The organism is Arthrobacter sp. MYb227 (assembly GCF_002975435.1).
GTDB lineage: Bacteria > Actinomycetota > Actinomycetes > Actinomycetales > Micrococcaceae > Paeniglutamicibacter.
The window spans coordinates 100,878-121,578 of sequence record NZ_PCPT01000006.1 but is presented as its reverse complement, the minus strand read 5'-3'; the positions used below and the strand labels follow the sequence as shown (position 1 = coordinate 121,578).

Annotated in this window: 15 protein-coding genes; 5 read left to right on the top strand and 10 right to left on the bottom strand. The window is 55.5% G+C overall.

What is annotated here, in order from left to right; genetic code table 11:
• Positions 1-80: 80 nt before the first annotated feature.
• A complete protein-coding gene (gene purH / locus CQ018_RS13365; RefSeq protein WP_105550501.1) occupies positions 81-1,793 on the bottom strand; it encodes a bifunctional phosphoribosylaminoimidazolecarboxamide formyltransferase/IMP cyclohydrolase in 1,713 nt (570 codons plus the stop codon).
• Positions 1,794-1,847: 54 nt separating this feature from the next.
• Complete coding sequence (locus CQ018_RS13360; RefSeq protein ID WP_105550500.1) at positions 1,848-2,381, bottom strand: hypothetical protein; 534 nt, start codon at positions 2,379-2,381, stop codon at positions 1,848-1,850.
• A 156-nt stretch (positions 2,382-2,537) separates the two neighbouring features.
• On the opposite strand from CQ018_RS13360, the gene CQ018_RS13355 reads away from it, so the two are divergent.
• Together CQ018_RS13355 and CQ018_RS13350 are read left to right on the top strand one after the other, a co-directional pair.
• Positions 2,538-3,071, top strand: a complete 534-nt coding sequence (locus CQ018_RS13355) for a sigma-70 family RNA polymerase sigma factor (RefSeq protein ID WP_308729179.1) — start codon at positions 2,538-2,540, stop codon at positions 3,069-3,071.
• Complete coding sequence (locus tag CQ018_RS13350) at positions 3,068-3,775, top strand: zf-HC2 domain-containing protein (RefSeq protein ID WP_181149888.1); 708 nt, start codon at positions 3,068-3,070, stop codon at positions 3,773-3,775. Before CQ018_RS13355 ends, CQ018_RS13350 begins: the two co-directional genes overlap by 4 nt.
• Here CQ018_RS13350 and CQ018_RS13345 read toward each other — a convergent pair.
• Together CQ018_RS13345 and CQ018_RS13340 are read right to left on the bottom strand one after the other, a co-directional pair.
• A complete protein-coding gene (locus tag CQ018_RS13345; RefSeq protein WP_105550498.1) occupies positions 3,772-4,512 on the bottom strand; it encodes a DUF4303 domain-containing protein in 741 nt (246 codons plus the stop codon). The genes CQ018_RS13350 and CQ018_RS13345 overlap by 4 nt on opposite strands.
• Before the next feature lie 151 nt (positions 4,513-4,663).
• Positions 4,664-5,593 carry an N-acetylglucosamine kinase gene (locus CQ018_RS13340; protein WP_105550497.1) on the bottom strand — a complete coding sequence of 310 codons (930 nt, stop codon included), beginning with the start codon at positions 5,591-5,593 and terminating at the stop codon, positions 4,664-4,666.
• Positions 5,594-5,974: 381 nt separating this feature from the next.
• On the opposite strand from CQ018_RS13340, the gene CQ018_RS13335 reads away from it, so the two are divergent.
• Both CQ018_RS13335 and CQ018_RS13325 read left to right on the top strand, forming a co-directional pair.
• Positions 5,975-9,007 (top strand): glycoside hydrolase family 38 C-terminal domain-containing protein, encoded by a 3,033-nt coding sequence (locus CQ018_RS13335; protein WP_105550496.1) that lies wholly within the window; start codon positions 5,975-5,977, stop codon positions 9,005-9,007.
• 331 nt (positions 9,008-9,338) lie between these two features.
• Positions 9,339-10,688 (top strand): MFS transporter, encoded by a 1,350-nt coding sequence (locus CQ018_RS13325; protein ID WP_105550494.1) that lies wholly within the window; start codon positions 9,339-9,341, stop codon positions 10,686-10,688.
• 314 nt (positions 10,689-11,002) lie between these two features.
• On the opposite strand, the gene CQ018_RS13320 is transcribed toward CQ018_RS13325, so the two are convergent.
• Positions 11,003-12,460 (bottom strand): FAD-dependent monooxygenase, encoded by a 1,458-nt coding sequence (locus tag CQ018_RS13320; protein WP_105550493.1) that lies wholly within the window; start codon positions 12,458-12,460, stop codon positions 11,003-11,005.
• A gap of 334 nt (positions 12,461-12,794) precedes the next feature.
• On the opposite strand from CQ018_RS13320, the gene CQ018_RS13315 reads away from it, so the two are divergent.
• Positions 12,795-13,955, top strand: a complete 1,161-nt coding sequence (locus CQ018_RS13315) for a calcium:proton antiporter (protein ID WP_105550492.1) — start codon at positions 12,795-12,797, stop codon at positions 13,953-13,955.
• 148 nt (positions 13,956-14,103) lie between these two features.
• Here CQ018_RS13315 and purN read toward each other — a convergent pair whose 3' ends face one another.
• The 5 genes from purN to CQ018_RS13285 all read right to left on the bottom strand — a co-directional run bounded on the left by purN (position 14,104) and on the right by CQ018_RS13285 (position 20,309).
• Complete coding sequence (gene purN / locus CQ018_RS13310; protein ID WP_105550491.1) at positions 14,104-14,670, bottom strand: phosphoribosylglycinamide formyltransferase; 567 nt, start codon at positions 14,668-14,670, stop codon at positions 14,104-14,106.
• A 491-nt stretch (positions 14,671-15,161) separates the two neighbouring features.
• Positions 15,162-16,907 carry an ABC transporter ATP-binding protein gene (locus tag CQ018_RS13300; protein ID WP_105550489.1) on the bottom strand — a complete coding sequence of 582 codons (1,746 nt, stop codon included), beginning with the start codon at positions 16,905-16,907 and terminating at the stop codon, positions 15,162-15,164.
• Positions 16,904-17,779 (bottom strand): ABC transporter permease, encoded by an 876-nt coding sequence (locus CQ018_RS13295; RefSeq protein WP_181149887.1) that lies wholly within the window; start codon positions 17,777-17,779, stop codon positions 16,904-16,906. Before CQ018_RS13295 ends, CQ018_RS13300 begins: the two co-directional genes overlap by 4 nt.
• A 17-nt stretch (positions 17,780-17,796) precedes the next feature.
• Positions 17,797-18,744 (bottom strand): ABC transporter permease, encoded by a 948-nt coding sequence (locus CQ018_RS13290; RefSeq protein WP_105550487.1) that lies wholly within the window; start codon positions 18,742-18,744, stop codon positions 17,797-17,799.
• A 38-nt stretch (positions 18,745-18,782) separates the two neighbouring features.
• Positions 18,783-20,309, bottom strand: a complete 1,527-nt coding sequence (locus CQ018_RS13285; RefSeq protein WP_105550486.1) for an ABC transporter substrate-binding protein — start codon at positions 20,307-20,309, stop codon at positions 18,783-18,785.
• Positions 20,310-20,701: the final 392 nt, after the last annotated feature.

Sequence of the window (20,701 nt, the reverse complement as noted above, 5' to 3'; positions counted from 1 at the left end):
CGAAAAGGCTGCCTCCGGCGTTCCCCTTGCAGGGAATGCCGGAGGCAGCCTTTTCACTGGCTTAGCCAGTAGAGCTTTTCCTAGTGGAAGAAGTGACGCGCACCGGTGAAGTACATGGTGATGCCAGCTTCGTTGGCCGCGGCAATGACCTCTTCATCGCGCACCGAACCGCCTGGCTGTACAACGGCGCGCACGCCGGCGTCCAGGAGGATCTGCAGGCCATCGGCGAACGGGAAGAATGCATCGGATGCCGCAACGGCACCGTGCGAGCGCTGTTCGGAAACCGCGTCTCCGGTACCTGAGGCACCGCCGGCCGCATCAACCGTGGATTCGATGGTGACACCCAGGGTGTTTGCGCGCTCTACTGCGAGCTTGCAGGAATCCACGCGGTTGACCTGGCCCATGCCAATGCCTACCGCTGCACCATTCTTGGCCAGCAGGATGGCGTTAGACTTCGCGGCGCGCACCGCGGTCCAGGCGAAGGACAGATCGGCAAGGGTTGCAGCGTCTGCGGCTTCGCCGGCTGCCAGGGTCCAGTTCGCCGGGTTATCGCCGTCGGCGTCAACCTTGTCGCTCATCTGGACCAGCACGCCGCCGGAAACCTGACGAATTTCGCTCGGGTAGCGGCCGTAGCCCTCGGGCAGTGCCAGCAGGCGAATGTTCTTCTTCTTGGAAAGAATCTCAACTGCTTCCGCCTCAAAGTCAGGAGCAATAACAACTTCGGTGAAGATGTCCTTCACGGAATTTGCCATGCCCGCGGTGACCGTGCGGTTTGCGGCAATAACGCCACCGAAGGCGGAGAGCGGATCGGTTGCGTGTGCCTTGGCGTGCGCATCGGCGATCGGGTCTGCGGCATCTGCCGAAGCAACTGCCACGCCGCACGGGTTGGCGTGCTTGATGACTGCTACGGCAGGGGTATCAAAGTCGAAGGCTGCACGCAGTGCGGCATCGGCATCGACGTAGTTGTTGTAACTCATGGCCTTGCCGTGCAGCTGATCGGCCTGGGCGATGCCAGCCGGAGCAGACTTGTCCACGTACATTGCTGCCTGCTGGTGCGGGTTTTCGCCGTAGCGCAGAACCTCGGAACGCTCCAAAGCCAGACCGGTGTAGGCCGGCCAATCGATGAGTCCGTCGCCGTCTTCGTCAAGGAACTGGGCAGCGGTCCACGAAGCAACAGCGGTGTCATAGGCAGCGGTGTGCGCGAAGGCCTTCGCCGCTAGGCGCTGGCGGGTCTTCAGATCGAAGCCACCGGAGGCAGCAGCGGTGACAACCGCACCGTAGGCTGCCGGGTCAACAACGATCGATACCGCAGCGTGGTTCTTGGCCGCGGAGCGAACCATCGCCGGTCCGCCAATGTCGATCTGCTCAACAACGTCGTCGCCCTGCGCGCCGGAACGCACTGTCTCAACGAATGGGTAGAGGTTTACGACCACCAGATCGAAGGTCTCAATGTCCATCTCGGACAGGGTTTCCATGTGCGCCGGGACGCGACGGTCGGCAAGGATACCGCCGTGCACGCGCGGGTGCAGGGTCTTGACGCGACCGTCAAGCATTTCCGGGGAACCGGTAACTTCCTCGACCTCGGAGACCGGGATACCCGCTGCGGCAATGCGCTTGGCGGTGGATCCGGTGGATACCAGCTTGACTCCTGCTGCGTGCAGTCCGGCTGCAAGTTCCTCCAGACCGGTCTTGTCGTAAACGGAAATCAGGGCGCGACGAATCGGCACGCGATCAAGGACGGTCTGGCTCACAGAAGTCTCCCAGGGTGCGGTTGAGGGGGGTGTTTTCCCCATTCTACCGGCTCAGGGTGTGGGCCAAACCGTCTCCTTGAGCTAGCTCACACACGGTTACTTAATCATTTCGCCGGCAGGAGTTGAAAGGTACCAAACATCTTTGACGCCTTGGCCCAGCACATCACCGGGTTTGCTGTCCTGCACAAAGTTGTACAGCGGCATTCCATTAAGAGTCAGCTGCAACTTTCCATCCGGGCTCGTGATGGTTGAAACCGTCCCGGTCACGCCCTCAATCTTGGGGGTTGCGCTGCTGGCTACCGCAATGGGCCAGGCCTCAAGACACGCTCCGGTGCACGCACTGGTGGTGGTTCCCTTGGTGTCCAAGGTGTAGAAATACAGGCTCATTCCCTTGCCATCAACAACAATGTTCCCCAGGCTGCTCGTTGCAGTCTTCAAGTCAACGGCGGAGCTGTTCGGAGAAGCAGTTGTGGCCGAGCTGGAAGCGCTGGGGCTTGCAGCGCTGCTACTTGCCGCCGGCGTGCTGGAGGAATTACTCGGGCTATTGCCCGCACATCCCGAAAGCAACAGAGCCGCAGCGGTGATAAGCGCTGCGGATCCAGCAAAGTTTCTGCGTGTGTTCCGATTCATCGTATTCATCCTTCTTCGTTGTGGTTCTGGTGTCGGCTCTTGAAGGTAAGACGCAAATAGTTGGCCCTTGGTTCATTGAAAACCTAATTTTCTGCCCCATACTCTAAACAGCAGTGAACCACTCTCAGCTCTCATACGTCTTAGCGGGTTAAGGAAATGTCCTCAAACGAAAAAGATGGAGCCAAGGTGCCATTGGATGCCAGCGTTGTATCCGATATCTATCGGTTACATGCCCCGGAGCTGCGGCGCTTTCTCAATCGGGTGGCCGATGATCGGGATGCTGCCGAAGATATCTTGCAAGAAACTGTGATCAAGGCATGGCAGGCGGCACCGCACATTACCGGTTCGCTACGCAGCTACCTTTATGCCACCGCCCGGAACGTTCTCATTGATAGGTACCGGCGTGCCTCCAGCAGAATCAATGCCACAAGTCTCAGCGATTCCATGCAGGAAAGCACGTCGAATACGACAAGCTTCGATGCCGTTTTGGACAAGGTACTACTGGAAGAGGCTCTCAAGTCGCTGTCGCCGGACCATCGCGAGGTGGTATGGCAATTACACTATTTGGGCGCCACTGTGGCCCAAACATCAATCATGCTCGGAGTTCCCGAGGGAACAGTTAAATCTCGCGCCTACTATGCGATTCGGTCGCTACGCCAAACACTCGAAGAAATGGGGATCGAACGGTGAAAGAAAATACTGGAGCCAATGACACACATATATTATTGGGCGCTTATCTCCTCGGGGGTCTGCATGATTCCGAACGCCAGATTTTTGAAGAACATCTTGCCTCGTGTGCGCAATGTCAGGTAGAACTACACGCGACTTCAACTATCCCTTCAATACTGAATACCCTAGACACCAAGGAAGCACACCTAGCACTGATACCCGAGCCAGAACTGATTTCCGCTGCGCCAAGCCAAGAATCATTCCAAGAGCCTGCGGGAACCATCTCCTTACTCTCCAAGCTGGCATCGGTGCGACGGCGTAAACGTGCCGCCCTAGGTGCCATAGCGTTTGGAAGCATTGCGGCATCGGTAGTTTTAGGCGTTTTCATTGCCCCAATATTTGCCCCGGAGGCCAGACCGGATGTCAGCTACTCCGCGGTTAACGATATTGGTACCCAGATCAACATAGGAATGAACGCGAAAGCGTGGGGAACCGAAGTGCAGTTCAGGGGGAACAAGCTTCCCACTTCTGGTCTGCTTTCGCTCTGGGTTATCGACAGTCAAGGGGCAGCCGAAAAAGCCGGATCATGGCAAGCGACAACAACGGGAAGCACCAAACTTACCGGAGCAACTCCCACACCCTTGAAAGAAATCAGGAGTCTAGAGTTGCGTGATCCCGAGGCCAAGGTCCTAGTAAAGCTCGATGCGCGCTTATCGAAAGACTAGTGGGCAAGCTCCGGGAAATGTTTGGCTAGTTGATCTTCGGTGAGGCACCTGCGCAGAATTTCGTCTGCATGCTCATCATCCGAAAGATAAACGACCAAGTCCGCATTGCGTCCCGTGGCGAGGATGTGGCGTAGCGAATCGGTGACTCGGATCAACATTTCATAGTAAAGACGATTAGTTGTTTCCCACCCATGATGTTTGGCAACACCGGTCAAGGCCTGAGACCACAAGTCACTTGCCGATTCGTCGAAGAGCTCGATGGAACACCAATGCCAATCCGGTGGATTCCACTTTGATGAGTAGAATCCTTCCTCTTGGGCACGATTCATGGCTTCTAAATCTCGCAGGACTTCGTCGAGGTCAATGTCGTCCTCGTCGTCGTCTTGATCCGATTCCTCGTCATCGTCCTCGCCACGTGGCGAATCCTGATGTTGGTCTCTATCCGAACCATCGTCATCGGCATCGGGGCGTTCTTCGTAGCCTTCTTCTTCGTCCTCATCGAAATCCTCGATGGGGATGATTTCTTCGTCCTCTTCCTCTTTAGCGATCCGCTCGAGAGCCTGGATCGTATTGAGGGCAAGAACCGGAAGGTCAATATGATCGGTTTCATCGGCGGTGACCCCGTCAAGGGCTATCGCATAGAAAACCTCGTTCGGGTGACGGTCAATAATTTCTTCCGCCTGGCGAAGAGCCGACACCCGTATCGCCTCTTCGAGAGCGGTCCAATCTACTCCCATATCCAGAGCCTACCCCGTGATTCCTCACAGTGGAACAGCACCGGTTACCGTGAGTTATTCCCGCAGATTTGTTGCAGCACTCCAGAGGTTTTTCTGACCATAACTGCGAAAAAGTCAATGCTTTTGAGGGCGTCCAAGCATCTTTCTTTCACTAATTTTGTTTGCCGGTCATGTTTGAAAGCTGCGCCAGCTGATCAGAAATGAACTTAGCTCCCTGCACCGGGTCAACCTCGAGAAAACGAATATCGTTGAGCCCTTCGGCTTCTAAGGCAACCCGCAGCAGCCGCTGATAATCGTGTTGGTGCATGCCCAAACCTCCACCAATGATGACCGGACCCGTGATTCCCAAGAGCCCGGCAAGATTTGCTAGAACATCATTTACATAGCTCACCGCATCGTGAACAATTGCGGCGCTACCAGAATCCCCGGCGGCCAGGGCCTCAAAAACCACTGGCGATTGTTCAGCCCAATACCGACGGTCCGTAGCACCGTGGAAAAGCGCTATGAGCTCTTCGGGAGAAGAAACATTATTTGTGTCAAGCACCCGGCGCCCCAACTCCCCGGGGGCCTTTCCCCTGTTGAATTCCCGCAGTGTGTGGCGCACCGCCTCACGTGCCATCCAATATCCGCTTGCCTCATCACCCAGCAGATATCCCCAGCCGCCGGCCCGTGCCTCCTGTCCCGCAGTATTTACACCCCAGACAGCAGATCCGGTGCCCAAGATGACCGCCATGCCTTGCGTTGCTCGCCCCGCTGCCAAGATCAATTTGCTGTCATGAACTACAAGAATCTGTGCGGAAGGCGCATGCTCGGCAATCAGCGAGCGCAGGAACTGCGCATCGGCTTCGGTGTCGATGCCACCGGCTCCGGCAACCACCCGGTCAATATGCCCACCACCCAACACCGCAAATACCTCCGCGATGTTGGCCCGAGCGGTTGTGACACTGACGTTTTGTACATTGGCGCTGCCACTTTTTGCTTCGGCCACCTGTGCATCACCATTCCAGCGCATTGCGTGGGTCTTGGTACCACCAATGTCTAGGCCGATCAGAGCCAACTGTTTCTGTGGGGCGCTGCCCATGAGTGTTCCTGTCCTGCGTGATGCCAACGCATCGGATCGATGATATTGAGGCCGGCTCGGGAAGTTCTGCTGCTTTGACTCGGTGAGCTCACTGCCAGAGCAATACTAAGCTTCTCACCCCCGGTATCCGCAGCGGCCAAGTCATCCGAATTTTCATGTCTTGGTTTATCTTCCGGTGAGTTCCGCAGCGACTCCTTCGCGTTACATCCCGTTCTTATCGGGTGGCCGGATGCATCCTTCGGTTATCCTAGCTTCACAGGCAAGCCATATGACTTTTACGTCTGCACTCTGAAATACAACGGTGCTGACTTCTAGAAATATCATTGCCCGCAGTATCCACTGACTTTGGCCCACCGGGCCACGGCCCGGCGAAAGGCATTCATGCACGACGACATTCCCTTGACACTCGGACGTGTCAAGCGGGTCCTCGAAGAACGTATCCGCCCGGCGATCCACCCGGTTTCCGCCCCGCTACGGGTGCGGTGGCATGAACTCCCCGGCGAACCCATCGCACCGGCTCAGGCCATGGCCAAGGACTACACTGATTACTCGGTGGGCACCAGTTGGGGCGCCGCCTGGGGCACCACCTGGTTCCGTGTCCAAGGCACCATCCCCCAGGCATGGGCCGGCAAACGCGTCGAGGTCCTCGTGGACCTAGGCTTCGATAAAAACATGCCTGGCTTCCAATGTGAAGGTCTTGTCTACGGGGCAGATGGCATTACCGTGAAATCCATCAACCCACGCAACCAGTGGATCCCCGGTTCGGATAATGCCGCAGGCGGGGAAGAAATCGATTACTTCATCGAAGCCGCAGCAAACCCGGTGCTACTTGACTACCACCCGTTTTTGCCCACCGCCGAGGGAGACATCCAAACGTCCTCCTCGCGCAAGCTCTACACGACCGCCCGCATGGACCTTGCCATCTTCGAACCCGAGGTTCACGAGCTAGCCCTTGACCTTGAAGTCCTGCTTGAACTCCAGGCCGAGTTGCCCGCCGGGCCGCGCCGCATGCGCATCCTGCAGGCCCTTGATAATTCCTTGGATGTGCTGGATCTACAGCGGATTACCCAGACCGCATCGGATGCTCGCGCCGCACTAGTTGAGGTACTCTCCAAGCGCGCCGAGGAATCCGCGCACCGGATCTCCGCGGTGGGTCATGCCCACATCGACTCGGCCTGGCTCTGGCCGGTCCGGGAAACCATCCGCAAGGTCTCTCGCACCGCATCCTCAATGGTTGAGCTGCTCGGCTACGACGAAGATTTCCTCTACGGTATGTCCAGCGCCCAGCAATACGCCTGGATGAAAGAAAACCGCCCAGAGGTCTACGCCCGCGTCAAGGAGGCAGTCGCTGCCGGGCGCTTCCTGCCGCTGGGTGGCATGTGGGTCGAATCCGATACGGTCATGCCCTCGGGCGAATCAATGATCCGCCAGTTCTACTACGGCCAGAAGTTCTTCCGCGAAGAATTTGGGATTACCTGTGCCGGTGTCTGGCTGCCAGATTCGTTTGGTTACTCCCCCGCACTACCGCAACTGATGCGCCGGGCCGGCTTCGAATGGTTCTTCACGCAAAAGATTTCCTGGAACCAGCAAAACAAATTCCCACACCACACCTTTAATTGGGAAGGCATCGACGGTTCACGCGTCTTTAGCCACTTCCCCTCCATGGACACCTACAACTCGCAGCTTTCCGGTCAAGAGGTAGCTCTTGCTTCGCGTCAGTTCCGCGAATCCCGCCATGCCTCAGGCTCCATCGCCCCGGTGGGCTGGGGAGATGGTGGCGGCGGCACCACCCGTGAAATGACCGGCAAGGCACGTCGTCTGGCAGACCTCGAAGGCAGCGCCACCGTCAAGTGGGAGCACCCGGATAAGTTCTTTGCCCGTGCCAAGACCGAGCTGCCTACCCCTCCTGTCTGGGTTGGCGAACTCTACCTAGAGCTGCACCGCGCCACGCTGACTTCCCAGCACCAGACCAAGCAGGGCAACCGCCGTACCGAACAGCTCTTGGTGGAGGCCGAACTCTGGGCTGCCACGGCTGCCATCTACGCCGACTTTGAGTACCCATACGAGGAAATCGATGAGCTATGGCAGCAGGTTTTGTTACACCAGTTCCACGACATCCTGCCGGGTACTTCTATCGCTTGGGTGCACCGTGAGGCAGTTCTCCAGTACGCGCGGGTCACCACCGCGGCGCAGGCAATTATCGCCGCAGCCCAGACATTGCTAGTTGGTGCGGGAGAGATCCCGATAGAACTAAATGCGGCTTCGTTCGCCCGCTCGGGTCTGCGCACCGGTTCGGCGGCAGCGGTCACCGAGCTGGCCCCAGTCACCGATACGGTCACCGCCACCGAATCGGCAGACGGCGTCGTGCTGTCCAATGCGTTAGTCACCATCACCATCTCTTCCGAAGGTCTGGTCACCTCGGCGGTGGATCAGAGAACCGGGCGCGAGAGTATTGCCGCAGGCGCCGAGGCCAACCTGTTGCAGCTGCACCAGGACTTCCCAAACATGTGGGATGCCTGGGATGTGGATAAGTACTACCGCAATCAGGTCACCGACCTGCGTGATCTAGACTCCCTGACGCTGTCCACCGATGCCGACGGTGCCGCACGCGTGGTCATCGAGCGCAGCTTCTCTGCCTCCACCGTGCGCCAAGAACTGACCTTGGCCCCGGGTTCCAAGGTTCTGCATATTGAGCAGGTCACCGACTGGCACGAGACCGAGAAGTTCCTCAAGGTTGCGTTCCCGCTCGATATCCGCGCCGAACATGCGATCGCCGAGACCCAGTTCGGTTACCACAAGCGCGTCACCCACGTGAACACCAGCTGGGAGGCGGCAAAGTTCGAGACCTCGATGCACCGCTTCGTGCTGGCCGAGGAACCGGGCTTCGGCGCCGCGTTGATCAACGATTCCATCTACGGTTTCGATGTCACCCGCGACTCCACCGAGGCCGGAGTCACCACCACCATGCGTCTATCGTTACTGCGTGCCCCGCGCTTCCCGGATCCGGAAACTGATCAAGGCATCCAAACGCACCGCTACGGCTTGGTCATTGGAGCGGACATCGCCGCTGCCACCGAGGCTGGTGCGTTGCTAAATTCCGACGCACGCATCATCAAGGGTGCCCACGGGTTTGACCCGCTGGTCACCGTTGAGGGTGAAGGAATTGTGCTCTCCAACGTGAAGTTGGCCGGGGATCAGAGCGGCGACCTTGTGGTGCGCGTCTATGAGTCTCTGGGACGCCGAGCCAGGGGCACCGTGCGTGTGCATCGTGGAGTGGAACACGCTTCAGCGATCTCTTTGCTGGAAGACCCCCTCGAGGGCTCCTCCGGAGTTGCCGAGCTCACCGGCGATACGGTGTCAGTCTCCTTGACCGCCTTTGAGGTTCGGACCCTGCGCTTCAAGCTCAAGGATTAAAGGAAGCCATAGGCTTTCCAAGCACAGCAAACAGGTAGTGCTAGCTGCAATATCGAAGAATCCCCAAAACATGCTTTCGGGGATTCTTCGATATTGCGGCGGACCCGAATATCCACGCTACCCAGCACGGAGCCGCGACATTGAAACAGTCCTTGGCTGCACCGAGTGCCGGAGCAAACTGCCGCGGCCACAAAATTGTCGGTACATATTCAGTAGATTCTCCTCTAACCCGATAACGTAGAGCACGGTTCGGCTGGGGGTTTTCCCCTTGCGATACCACCCCCCGTAACCCGGCATGATCCACATGCAACTGTCTAAAGGCCACCACCTCATGAGCAATTCCTTGAAGTTACCTACCGGTGAGTCAATCGTTCAGAACCTCCCCTGGAAATGGGGTGTTCAGGGCAAAATTTTTATCATCGGCGGACTCGGTTTCATGTTTGATGCGTGGGATGTCACGCTCAATGGAGCGCTCATTCCTTTGGTAGCGGCCGAGTGGGGCCTTGACCGGACCACTGCAGCATTGTTGAGTACCGGAAACCTTATTGGTATGGCATTGGGTGCATTCATGTGGGGAACCATAGCCGACAAGATAGGCCGCAAAAAGGCTTTCACCTGGACACTGCTGATTTTCTCAATCTTTACCGTTGCCGGCGCCTTGGCCCCCAACTTTGCGTGGTTTGTTGCATGCCGTTTCTTGGCAGGCGTTGGACTTGGTGGTTGTATTCCCGTGGACTACGCATTGGTTGGGGAATTCACTCCTGCTAAACAACGTGGGCGCGTGCTTACTGCCATGGACGGATGGTGGCCGGTAGGGGCTGCACTATCGTTCTTTGTTTCTGGTTGGGTCCAAGCCACCACCGGCAACTGGCGGCTAATTCTTGCCGTCATGGTGCTCCCCGCATTGCTGGTGTTCTGGGTGCGCCGCAGTGTTCCCGAGTCCCCTCTGTATCTGCTCCGATCGGGTCAACGCGAAGCTGCAGCTAAAGTCATTGATGATCTTGTTGCAAGTACCGGCGCAAAGCCGCAGCCGTACACCCTGCCCGAACCCGAAGCCGCACCACGCCTATCCCCCGGTTCCTGGTGGGAACAGCTGCTCAAGGTATGGAAATTCAGTCCCAGGATCACCATGGTCTCCTGGTCATTGTTCCTGACGATTCTTTTGGTCTACTACCTGGCGTTGACTTGGATGCCATCGATTCTTGCCGAGGCAGGAATGGCCCAATCCTCGGCATTCTTCATGACCTCGGTGATGGCCCTGATGGGCCTTCTGGGCGTCATCATTGCAGCGCTCCTCGTTGAACGGGTAGGCCGCAAATGGTTGCTCGCCGTGACGGGACCGCTCTCAGCTGCTGTATTGCTCTTGGTTGCCGTGACGTTGAAGGTCCCAACAACTGCCGTTGCTTGGTTACTGGTCTTCGGTGTTGTCGTTCAAATAGCAATCCCGGTGCTCTACACCTACGTTTCGGAGCTATACCCGACAGAACTTCGCGGCTCTGGCTTTGGCTGGGCTTCCTCATTTAGCCGTTTGGGAGCGGGCTTCGGGCCACTAATTTTCGCTGCTTTGTGGCCAGTTGTCGGTGTGGCAAATCTATTCATGGCAGCAGGGGTGCTGGTGCTGGTTTCGGTCATCTTGATGGCACTATTTGCACCCGAAACCAAGGGGCGAGCCTTGCACTAAACCCTATTTGGCTTGGTCAAACTTTGGAAAACGATATTGAGATTGAGCTAGCTTTAGCGCAACGCCCATCATCGGAGAACCGATGGTTACCGACCCACCTTTCGTCATGATCGGCATCAGTATCACTGTGGGTGCCTTCGCAATATTCATTGGTGTCTTGGTGAGTATTTAGAACAGCAATCTGACACCTAATCACAAGCTTCTATGGAAGGCGGAAGTTTTCCGGCTTCCCGTAGTTGCACAGCTATTTTGGCTATTGATCGAACGAAAACGCCATACGTTTTCCAGCTAGGCATTGGCTGACCGAGAGCAAGCTACTTAGTGACCTGACCACACCAGTACGCCAACGCATCCTCTAGACCTTGTTCGTTGCCTTCGCCAGCCCATGCAACATAGCCATCAGGGCGGATCAATACCGCGCCGGGTGAAGTTACACGTCCAAGAAGTGGCAGCTCGATATCTCCCAGGAGCCGCACACTCATATTTTGTATGTGCGTTCTACCCTTGCCAATATCTATGTGATTCAATTCCTGAAAGTTCAGCAGAACCGGCTTGGCAGCGTGCAATAACGTGTAGACCCGTGTCCGACCATCTGCGGTTTCAAGATCTAGATCCGGCATGCGTCGTCCCACCATAGGGTGCCCCGCACCCAGATCGTAGGTAATATCCAGCCCGTGAATCAGCGCAGCAATATGCTTTCGTGGTTCGTCCATCACCATGAGCTCACCAAGGCTCTCGGCGAGCGCTGAGGTTCGCGGGTCATTGCGTTGCAGGACCGTTTGCGCCATGGAGTGCTTCAAAGCGCGCAATTCCACCGGGTGGCGTTCTGCGGTGTAGGTATCCAATAATGATTCGGGCGATCGTCCCTCGATGACTTGGGCTAGTTTCCAACCCAGGTTTACCGCATCTTGTATTCCAAGCCCTATGCCCTGTCCACCTGCCGGGTAATGGATATGTGCTGCATCTCCAACCAGTAAGATCCGGTCCTTTCTATAGGTTGTTGCCTGCCTGGTGGCATCGGTGAATCGTGAAAGCGATGTTGGGTTGTGTACACCAAAGTCGCTTCCGTAGGCGGCCAGCAACGAGCTACGCAAGTCCTCGAGTGTTGGCTCTGTTCGGGAGCCGAGTGCGGGTTCGGTGGTAACGACGCGGTAGCTGTGACCATTTTCCATCAAGGTGAAACCATGGACACCTGATTGATCCTGCAACATGCCCACTGGTGCGTCCCTGGAAATCTCCACCTCGGCAATCAGGTTGCTGCGCATTGCAGCCCATCCCGGAAAATCGATTCCTGCCATGGTGCGAATCAGGCTTCGGCCGCCATCTGCACCAATCAGATAACTACTGTGGAGCTTTTCACCCTCTGCGGTTTCAATGGTGACGCCGGATTCATCCTGAGTGAAGCCAGTAACTTCAACGCCATATCGAATCCAGACCCCTAATTCGGTGATCCATTCTTCAAGGATTGGTTGCAGATGACTTTGCCACAGCCCAAGCCCGTATGGGTGCCGAGTAGGGAAGTCACTAATATCGAGGACCGAGCCGCCAAAGCGCGCGGTTTGTGCCTTGGTCCCGGCGTTCAGGAATCGCTCTGCTATTCCCCGCTGATCGAAAGTCTCGATGGTGCGGCAGTGAATCCCTCCCGCACGAGATTCAATAAGTTCCCCTACTGAGCGTTTCTCTACAATTTGGACATCAATTCCTGCGAGTTTCAGTTCTGCGGCAAGCATCATGCCTGCCGGTCCGGCGCCAACAATAACTGCCTTGCTCATTTTTGCCTTTCACACAGCACACTAAGCGCCCATACCGAGCAACTCTCATCAGCAGTTTAGGACTGCCCTGGGTACTTGCGGCAAGCCCCCAGGGACGCGCTATCGTAGAAAATGCAAGAGGAATCAAAACAATGCTTTGAGGTAGTGGCTCTTTGGCACCGATTACCCAGCTGGAGCAGCAATACAGTAACCTCAGGGGTAGAAATCATCTGCCGAACGTGTGCCGATCTGCATTATCTGAGATCGTGAGTCACACGCGCAGTGCAACGAGCGGGACGGCCCGTTCGTTTCATCAGACTCGGGGACGACCCCGCAGAAAAGTGTTTTTCTCCTCATGGTTTCCAGCACTAAAAATCTCATCTTCTCTCGGGCTGCCATCGCACGCCTACTAATCGGTTGGGGCGCGGTTCTAGGTTTGGCCATTGCGGCCCCACTCCTTGAACCTCCGATTCCGGGTTTCTTGTTGATCACATTCCTCGGGCTGATCATTGCAGTGATCTTGGTATGTTCTTTTGGCGTGGTGCATGAGGCCGAGCATCTTGCACGGCGTCTGGGTGACCCCTATGGATCATTGGTCCTGACGCTCTCGATCGTTTTGATTGAAGTGGTGTTGATTTCGGCGATCTTGTTGGGGCCCGGAGAACATGCAACGATCGCCCGCGACTCCGTCATGGCCGTCTCGATGATCATTCTCAACGCTGTCGTTGGGCTAGCCCTGCTTGTGGGCGGTCTCAAACACGGCTACCTAGCGCATAATCGCACCGGCACTTCTTCCTACATGGCCATGATTATCGTCTTAGCTTCCTTGGCGTTCGCGTTACCGGCTCTCATCGGTGTCAATGGGTCTTACACGGTGGGTCAGGCGGTTCCGATTATCGTGCTGACCTTGAGTGTGTATGCTTTCTTCCTGGCCCAGCAAATGGGTAAGCAGGCCGTGGTTTTCCGTGAGGTAGATCCGCGTTTCTTACTGAATTCAGAAACCGGTCCCAACAGCGAAATAACTACCGAGCGTCAGCCCATTGACGAAATTCTGCGTGAGCATCGGACCGAGGTCTTGCTTCGTCTGGGATTGCTCGTTGTCACGGTGCTGCCCATTGTCTTGCTCTCGCACAATATGGCGGCCCTACTCGATGACGGTCTGAGCCGTTTGGGTGCCCCCGTAGCACTTTCCGGAGTGCTGATCGCCATGATTGTTTTCCTACCGGAATCGATCACAACGGTACGTGCAGCATTGGGCGGGGAAGGGCAGCGGGTCACAAATCTCTGCCATGGTGCAGCAGTTTCCACCGTGGGACTTACCATTCCGGCGGTTCTACTCATTGGGATGCTCACCAACCAACCCATTATTTTGGCCGAATCACGGGCCAATTTGCTCCTACTTGGCGTAACGCTATTACTCTCGGTCGCCACATTCTCGGCAAAAAAGGTAACCGCCATGCACGGCGCAACGCATCTAGTGCTCTTTGCCGTGTACGGCCTCGTCATCTTTTCCTAGCCACTTATTCCTAGGGCCGCTAACAAGTATGGGGACCACCCCACGGGATCCTCTACTGGCTCATTTTCAAGCATAAAAATAAGCAGTGATGGCAGATGAGATACTCGACTGCCATCACTGCTTGGTAGGTTTTTGAGCTATCAGCGCGCTATTTTGCTGCCAAATCTGCAAGCGTGGCAATGAGCAGGCGACGCTCGACTAGCTTAATGCGCTCGTGAAGCGTTTCTTCGGTGTCGTGATCCTCGATCACCACAGCTTCCTGGCGCAGGATTGGACCGGTGTCCACTCCGGCATCGGCGATGTGCACCGTGCAGCCGGTGACCTTGACGCCATAGGCCATGGCGTCGCGGACGCCGTGGGCACCGGGGAAGGAAGGCAACAATGCCGGGTGGGTATTGATGTAAGTTCCATCAAAAGCGTTGATGAATTCTTCTCCAACGATGCGCATGAAGCCCGAGGACACCACATAGTCGGGCTCGTAGGACAGGCATTTTTCGGTCAGTTCGTGGTTCCATTCGGAACGCTCGGCGTAGTCCTTGAAGTTCACCACAAAGGTTTCAATGCCGGCGGCGGCCGAACGCTCAACCCCGTAGGTATCGTGTTTATCTGCACCAACAGCAGCGATTTCCACGTTTGGAAGTGAGCCGTCGGCGACGGCGTCGATGACTGACTGAAGGTTTGACCCGGTACCGGAAACAAGAACTACGATGCGCATGGCTACAAGTTTAGTTGTTCGTTCGGGGGGAACTTACTTCAACTCCTACGCCCCAGACAACGCTTTGGCCTATCACCACGAATCATCCTAAAATTTGCGGCTTTTGCGTAGCTCATAAACACCGGCGCTGGTAAAGAAAATAGTTCCAATGGGTCCTACCAGCATCCCCACCCAGCGAGGATAACGTGATGAAAGTTCACTGGGGTCTGCCATGAAAGCAAAAACGCTCAACAGCAAACAAGTTATACCAAAGAGCAAACTCACTATGGATAACCGGAACCACGGGAAGACCTTGCCCCGCATCCCGTTTCCCAGAGCGCAATTGTAAATATCCGACGGTTACTAGAACCAGACCGAAAAGTGCGTTGCCAAGGGCTAAGAAGAGATCTTTGCCTTCCGAAAGCACAAGCATGACGCCACCGCCGCAGAGGAATAGCGCGCTAACGATCATCAGGCCCCATGGAGGCTGTTTTGTATGTTGCATCCGTTCTTTACACCCGGGCTAGTTCTTCGCGTAGGTTCAGTGAGCTTGCCACCAATTCAGCGGTGTACGGATGAGCGGGGTTCGTGTAGATCTGTTTGGTGTTGCCTGCCTCAACAATTTTCCCATCTTTCATGACAATCACCTTGTCGCACAGGTGACGGACCACTGCTAGATCGTGAGAGACAAAAAGCAAGGTCAATTCATTCTCTTCAACTAAATCTGCCAAGAGATTCAAGACCTGGGCACGTACCGAAACGTCAAGGGCAGAAACCGGCTCATCGGCGACCAAGATCCGTGGTCGATTCACCAAGGCTCGCGCAATAGAAATGCGTTGCCGTTGACCACCGGAGAACTGATGTGGGTAACGAGCTGCCGAGTCTGACTCCAATCCCACAGATTCGAGCATGCGAGAAACCGTTGCAGAGCGCTCGGTCGCATTCAGGTTTACACCCGGGATTAATAACGGCTCGGCAACAATATCGCGTACCCGCATCCGTGGATCCAACGAACCCATCGGATCTTGGAACACGATCTGAAGTTCTTTGCGTAGATCCACAAGGTCACGTTCCTTGGCACCTGCAACCTCAGTTCCAGCAACCAGTACCGACCCCTTGCTAGGTTGATCAAGCCCCGCCAAGATGCGGAGAAGCGTTGACTTACCTGAACCGGATTCGCCAACAATTCCTAGTCGTTCACCGGATCGAACCGTGAAAGAGATACCGTCAAGAGCGGGCACCTCCGGGCGCGGTCCCCACAAGGTGGTACGTGCACGATGATAGATCCGGCTGACCTCGGAGACCTCAATAAGTGCCTTACCAGCAGGGATCTGAGCTGGCGTGGCGGCGGCTCCCATCATGGGTATTTCGTCACCCCCGGCGGAGGCAACAGCATTTTCTGCTGCCTCACCGACGACCGGTGGCCGGTAGGCCCCGGCGGTGGAAACCGTGAAGAGACGGCCGCGCTCATCGGTAGCCTCCAAATCACTCGCGGCAAGAAGCGCACGAGTATATGGGTGCGTGGGGGCCGAAAAAACCTGGTCCAAGTCTCCCTGCTCAACAATCTTTCCTTGATTCAGCACCAAGACTCGTGAGCACATATTGGCAACGACAGCTAGATCGTGGGTGATGAATAGCAGCCCGGTGCCGCGTTCACGCACTTGTTCCGAGACTAACTCGAGCACCTGGCGTTGCACCGTCACATCCAACGCTGTGGTCGGTTCGTCGCAGAGAAGCAGTTGTGGATTGTTAGCCAGTGCCATTGCAATCATCACGCGCTGACGCTGACCGCCAGACAGCTGGTGGGGGTAGGCACGTGCGGCAAGTTCCGGATCCGGGATTTTCACCGATGCCAATAATTCAATTGAACGTTTGGTGGCGGCTAAGCGATGAGAGATTTTTCCGTGCTGTAGCATCACCTCGGCAACCTGCGCTCCAACCCGCATCAACGGATTTAGCGCGGTCAAGGGCTCTTGGAACACCATGGAAATTTCATCCCCGCGCAGCGCGCGCATGAGTTTATCCGGAGCGCGCAGCAGGTTTTGGTCAAACCCACGTAACCGCGCATCCCCGTTTACCTCGAGTTCCTCGGGAAGCAAGCCAAGTAGTGAGGTTGCGGTTAGCGACTTTCCGGAGCCCGACTCACCAATCAGGCCAATGCGTTCCCCTCGCTGCATGGAAAACTCGATGTTCTGTACCAAGGCCTTGGAACCCGCACTAATGCTGAGGTTTCTTACCTCAAGCAAAGTTTCACTCATGCTCTATCCCTGCCAACCTTTGGATCAAATTTGTCGCGTAGTCCATCACCCAGCAGGTTGAACCCCATGACCGCCACGGCAATTGCAACTCCTGGCCAGATCGCCATGAGCGGGAAAGTTCCCCAATATTGTTGGGATTCTTGGAGCATCCGTCCCCACGAGGGAACCGGAGGAGGTGTGCCTAAACCAAGGAACGACAGCGCGGCCTCGGCCAACACGGCCAGAGCAAAGGTGACCGAGCATTGAATAATCAGGATTCCGGCAAGATTGGGCAAGACATGTCGGCGGGCAATGCGCAAGGGTTTTTGTGAGGCAGCCCGGGCTGCCAATACATATTCACTGTTCATCACCTGCAGGGTTCCGGCACGTGCAACGCGCGCAAAACCTGGAACCGAGGCTAACCCAATGGCTGCCATGGCGCTGATGGTTGAGGCACCGTAAATTGCTGCAAACATGATTGCCAGCAGCAGTGCTGGGAAGGCTAGGAGAATATCTGCACCACGCATGGTGATTTCTTCTACGGCACCGCGCTTCATGCCGGCCCAGATGCCAAGCGGTGTTCCAATCAGCACCGCGATCCCCACCGAGACAATACCGACCAGCAGGGTGATGCGTGCACCCACAAGGATGCGTGAGAGCAGATCCCTGCCCAAATTATCGGTACCTAATAAGTGTTCGAGGCTAGGTCCTTGAAGCTTGACCGATGAATTAATCTGCACGGGATCAAACGGCGTCCACACAAACGAAATCAGGGCCGTGAGCAGAACCAAACCCACAAGAATGCTTCCCGCCAAGAGATTAAAGTTCATATCGTGTCGAGCCCGGCGCGTGGGAACGACTGGCTTTTGTTGCTCGGTTGGTCTCTTACTCATCTATCTCGCGGCTTTCTCTACTCTGCTGCACGTATACGCGGGTCAAGGATTGTATAGAGCACATCAACCATCAAATTGATCAGCAACGTAATGGCCACCAACACCATCACCACCGACTGTACTGTCAACAGGTCGCGGTTTCCCACGGCCGTGAGCAACATCGAACCAAGTCCCGGAATCACAAACACCCGTTCAATCACCACGGCACCAATAATCAATGCAGCAAATTGCACACTGGTGACTGTCAATACCGGAATTGCAGCGTTGCGCAGTCCATGTTTAAGCAAGGCTTTCATGGGAGAAAGACCCTTAGCCCTAGCGGTGCGCAGGTAATCCTCATGCATCACATCAAGTACAGCCGAACGCACATACCTCATAAGAATTGCCGATTGAACCCCGGCCAGCGCGGTGACTGGAAGGATCACGCGGCGTAAAAAGTCACCAAATTCATCGCCCGGGGAGGTCCATCCGTTGGCGGGGAGCCACCCCAAACGCAAAGAAACCAGCGTGACAAGCATGATGCCCAATAAGAATCCTGGCACCGCAATACCCAATTGGCTTATCCCAGAAATCAGCGCACCACTGAGTTTCCGGTGTCGTACCGCGGCCAAGGTTCCCAAGGGGATGGCAATAACCAGTGCTAAGAGCATCGCCAACACCACTAAGATCAATGAAACCTGAACCTTATCGAGCACCAGAGGTGAGATATCGGTACGAGTCACATAGGAAACCCCAAAATTTCCGCGTAGTATCCCGGAAAACCATTCCCAATATTGCACGGGAAGGGATCTATCGGTGCCGAATTCCTTGGCCAATTGGGCAATGATTTCGGGGGTTGCATTTTCTCCGGCGGCAATGACCGCCGGATCTCCGGGTAAGACCCGCATCAGAGAAAAAACTGCGAGGGTTGCTACCAAAAAAGTCACGATGAATCGTGCAAGGTTTTTAGCAATGCGAACTAGCACCGAGGTTTCCTACCAATGGTTTTGGCCGGGCCCATTTCTTAAGACCAGGCGATGGATGCCAGGGAAAGAGCCTCGGTGACCGAGTTAGCCCCGATGCCGCTCAATCCTGCTTTAGCCACCGAAATATTGGGGAAAATAAAGAGCGTATCGCTTGCCGCATCGTCAACGATGGTGCGCACCACGTTTTTCATCCCGGCAATGTAGTTCGTTTCATCCGATTCATCGGCAAGAGCGGCTTCGGCCTTGATCTTCGAGTTGTCGTAACCGATGTAATAGTCAGGGTTGTTAAACATGGTCAGCACATCGCGTGCTTCAACGGCTAAGACCACAGACATTTGGTAATCATGACGGTTGAAAACTTCGTCAAGCCAGACTGCTGGGAATTCAGCACTCTTGATTTTCACGTTAATTCCCACGTCTTTGAGCTGTGAGAAAACTACTTCGGCAACGGCAGTCGCGTAGGGGCGAGTTGGCACGGTGAAGGTGATATCGAGGTTTTCGGCACCTGCTTCTTTCAACAACGCCTTGGCCTTGGCCGGATCATGCGGGTAAACATCGTTCAGATCTTCATAGTACGGATCCGTGGGTGGTACCGGTCCACCAACAAGCGTTCCCAAACCGTTCCAGGCTGTGTCGCGCACTTCCTTCCTGTCGATCGCATACATTACTGCTTGGCGCACACGCTTGTCATTGAATGGAGCAACCTTGTTATTCATTGAGAGGATAATTTCACCGTTGCTGGTGCCCTCAATGACTTGATACTCGGGCTTGGATTGAAAACTAGAAAGCAATTCCGGAGCTTGCATATTGTAAACAAGGTCAACGTCGCCACTGCTCAGTGCGTTAGTGGTGGCAATTGCGTCGGCAAAGTAGCGGAGCGTGACATTCTTGATTCCGGGAGCTGATCCCCAGTACTCATCTCGGCCTGCAAGTTTGATTGAATCACCACGGGTCCAGGATTCTAGTGCGTATGGGCCGGTTCCTATGGGCTTGTTTGCTAGGTCTTCAACACCACTTGGGTCAAACATTGCTCCAACTAAAGTAGACATCGAGTAGAGCCATGCCTGAGATGGTCGCTTGAGGTTTACCTTCACGGTGTCGGGAGAAATAACTTCAACATTCTCAACCACATCCATCTTGGTTTTGAGTCCGTTGAGCCAGGCAGAAGATTTGACTCGATCGATTGAGAATTTCACATCACTTGCATCAAAATCTGCTCCATTGGAGAATTTGACGTTCTGCTCGAGTGTGAAGGTATAAGACTTGTTATCCGCACTTGTCACCCAGTTCTTGGCCAACAATGGTTTGATTGCGCCAGTCTGGTCCACGGAGACGAGTCCCTCATAGACATTTGACATCATTGCTTGTGGAATTGCTGCGCCAGCGGTAGTGGTGAAATCCAGGTTTACCGGTTCGCCGGTCAGCGCAACGGTGAGTTTATTTTTTTCACCGGATGCCCCCGGCTTATCTGTGGAGCCTGCAGTACAACCCGTCAGGGCAAGCAGCCCACTGAGCAGGAGCACAGCAACGCCCCTTACACGACGGCTTGTGGTAGAACGTTGCATCGTAGCTCTTCTTTCACTTTCCTAAATCCCAACCTTTGGGATTGACCCAGGCAAAAATCTTCGTCAGGTACGTTTCCGTGGCCCGGACTGGCGTCTTGAACTGACACCACAACAAACCATTATCTTATGGCGTGGGCAGAAGTACCGCCTTATTAACCCGCTAAGCACTATTTCGGGTTTAGTCTGGGACTATGGCCAGTGATCCGTACCAGGTAACCACTGATACGGTGCGCCCACTCTTTCGTTGGGTTTGGTTGACAGTCGCGTGCATGGGTGCGACCTATCTTGCCTCGTTTTTGCTCTTGCCGTGGCGGATTGTTGGCCTTCCAATCGCTATCGCTGGGATAGTTCTTGGGGTGATTACTATGCGCCTTGCGTTTCGCACCCCGGGG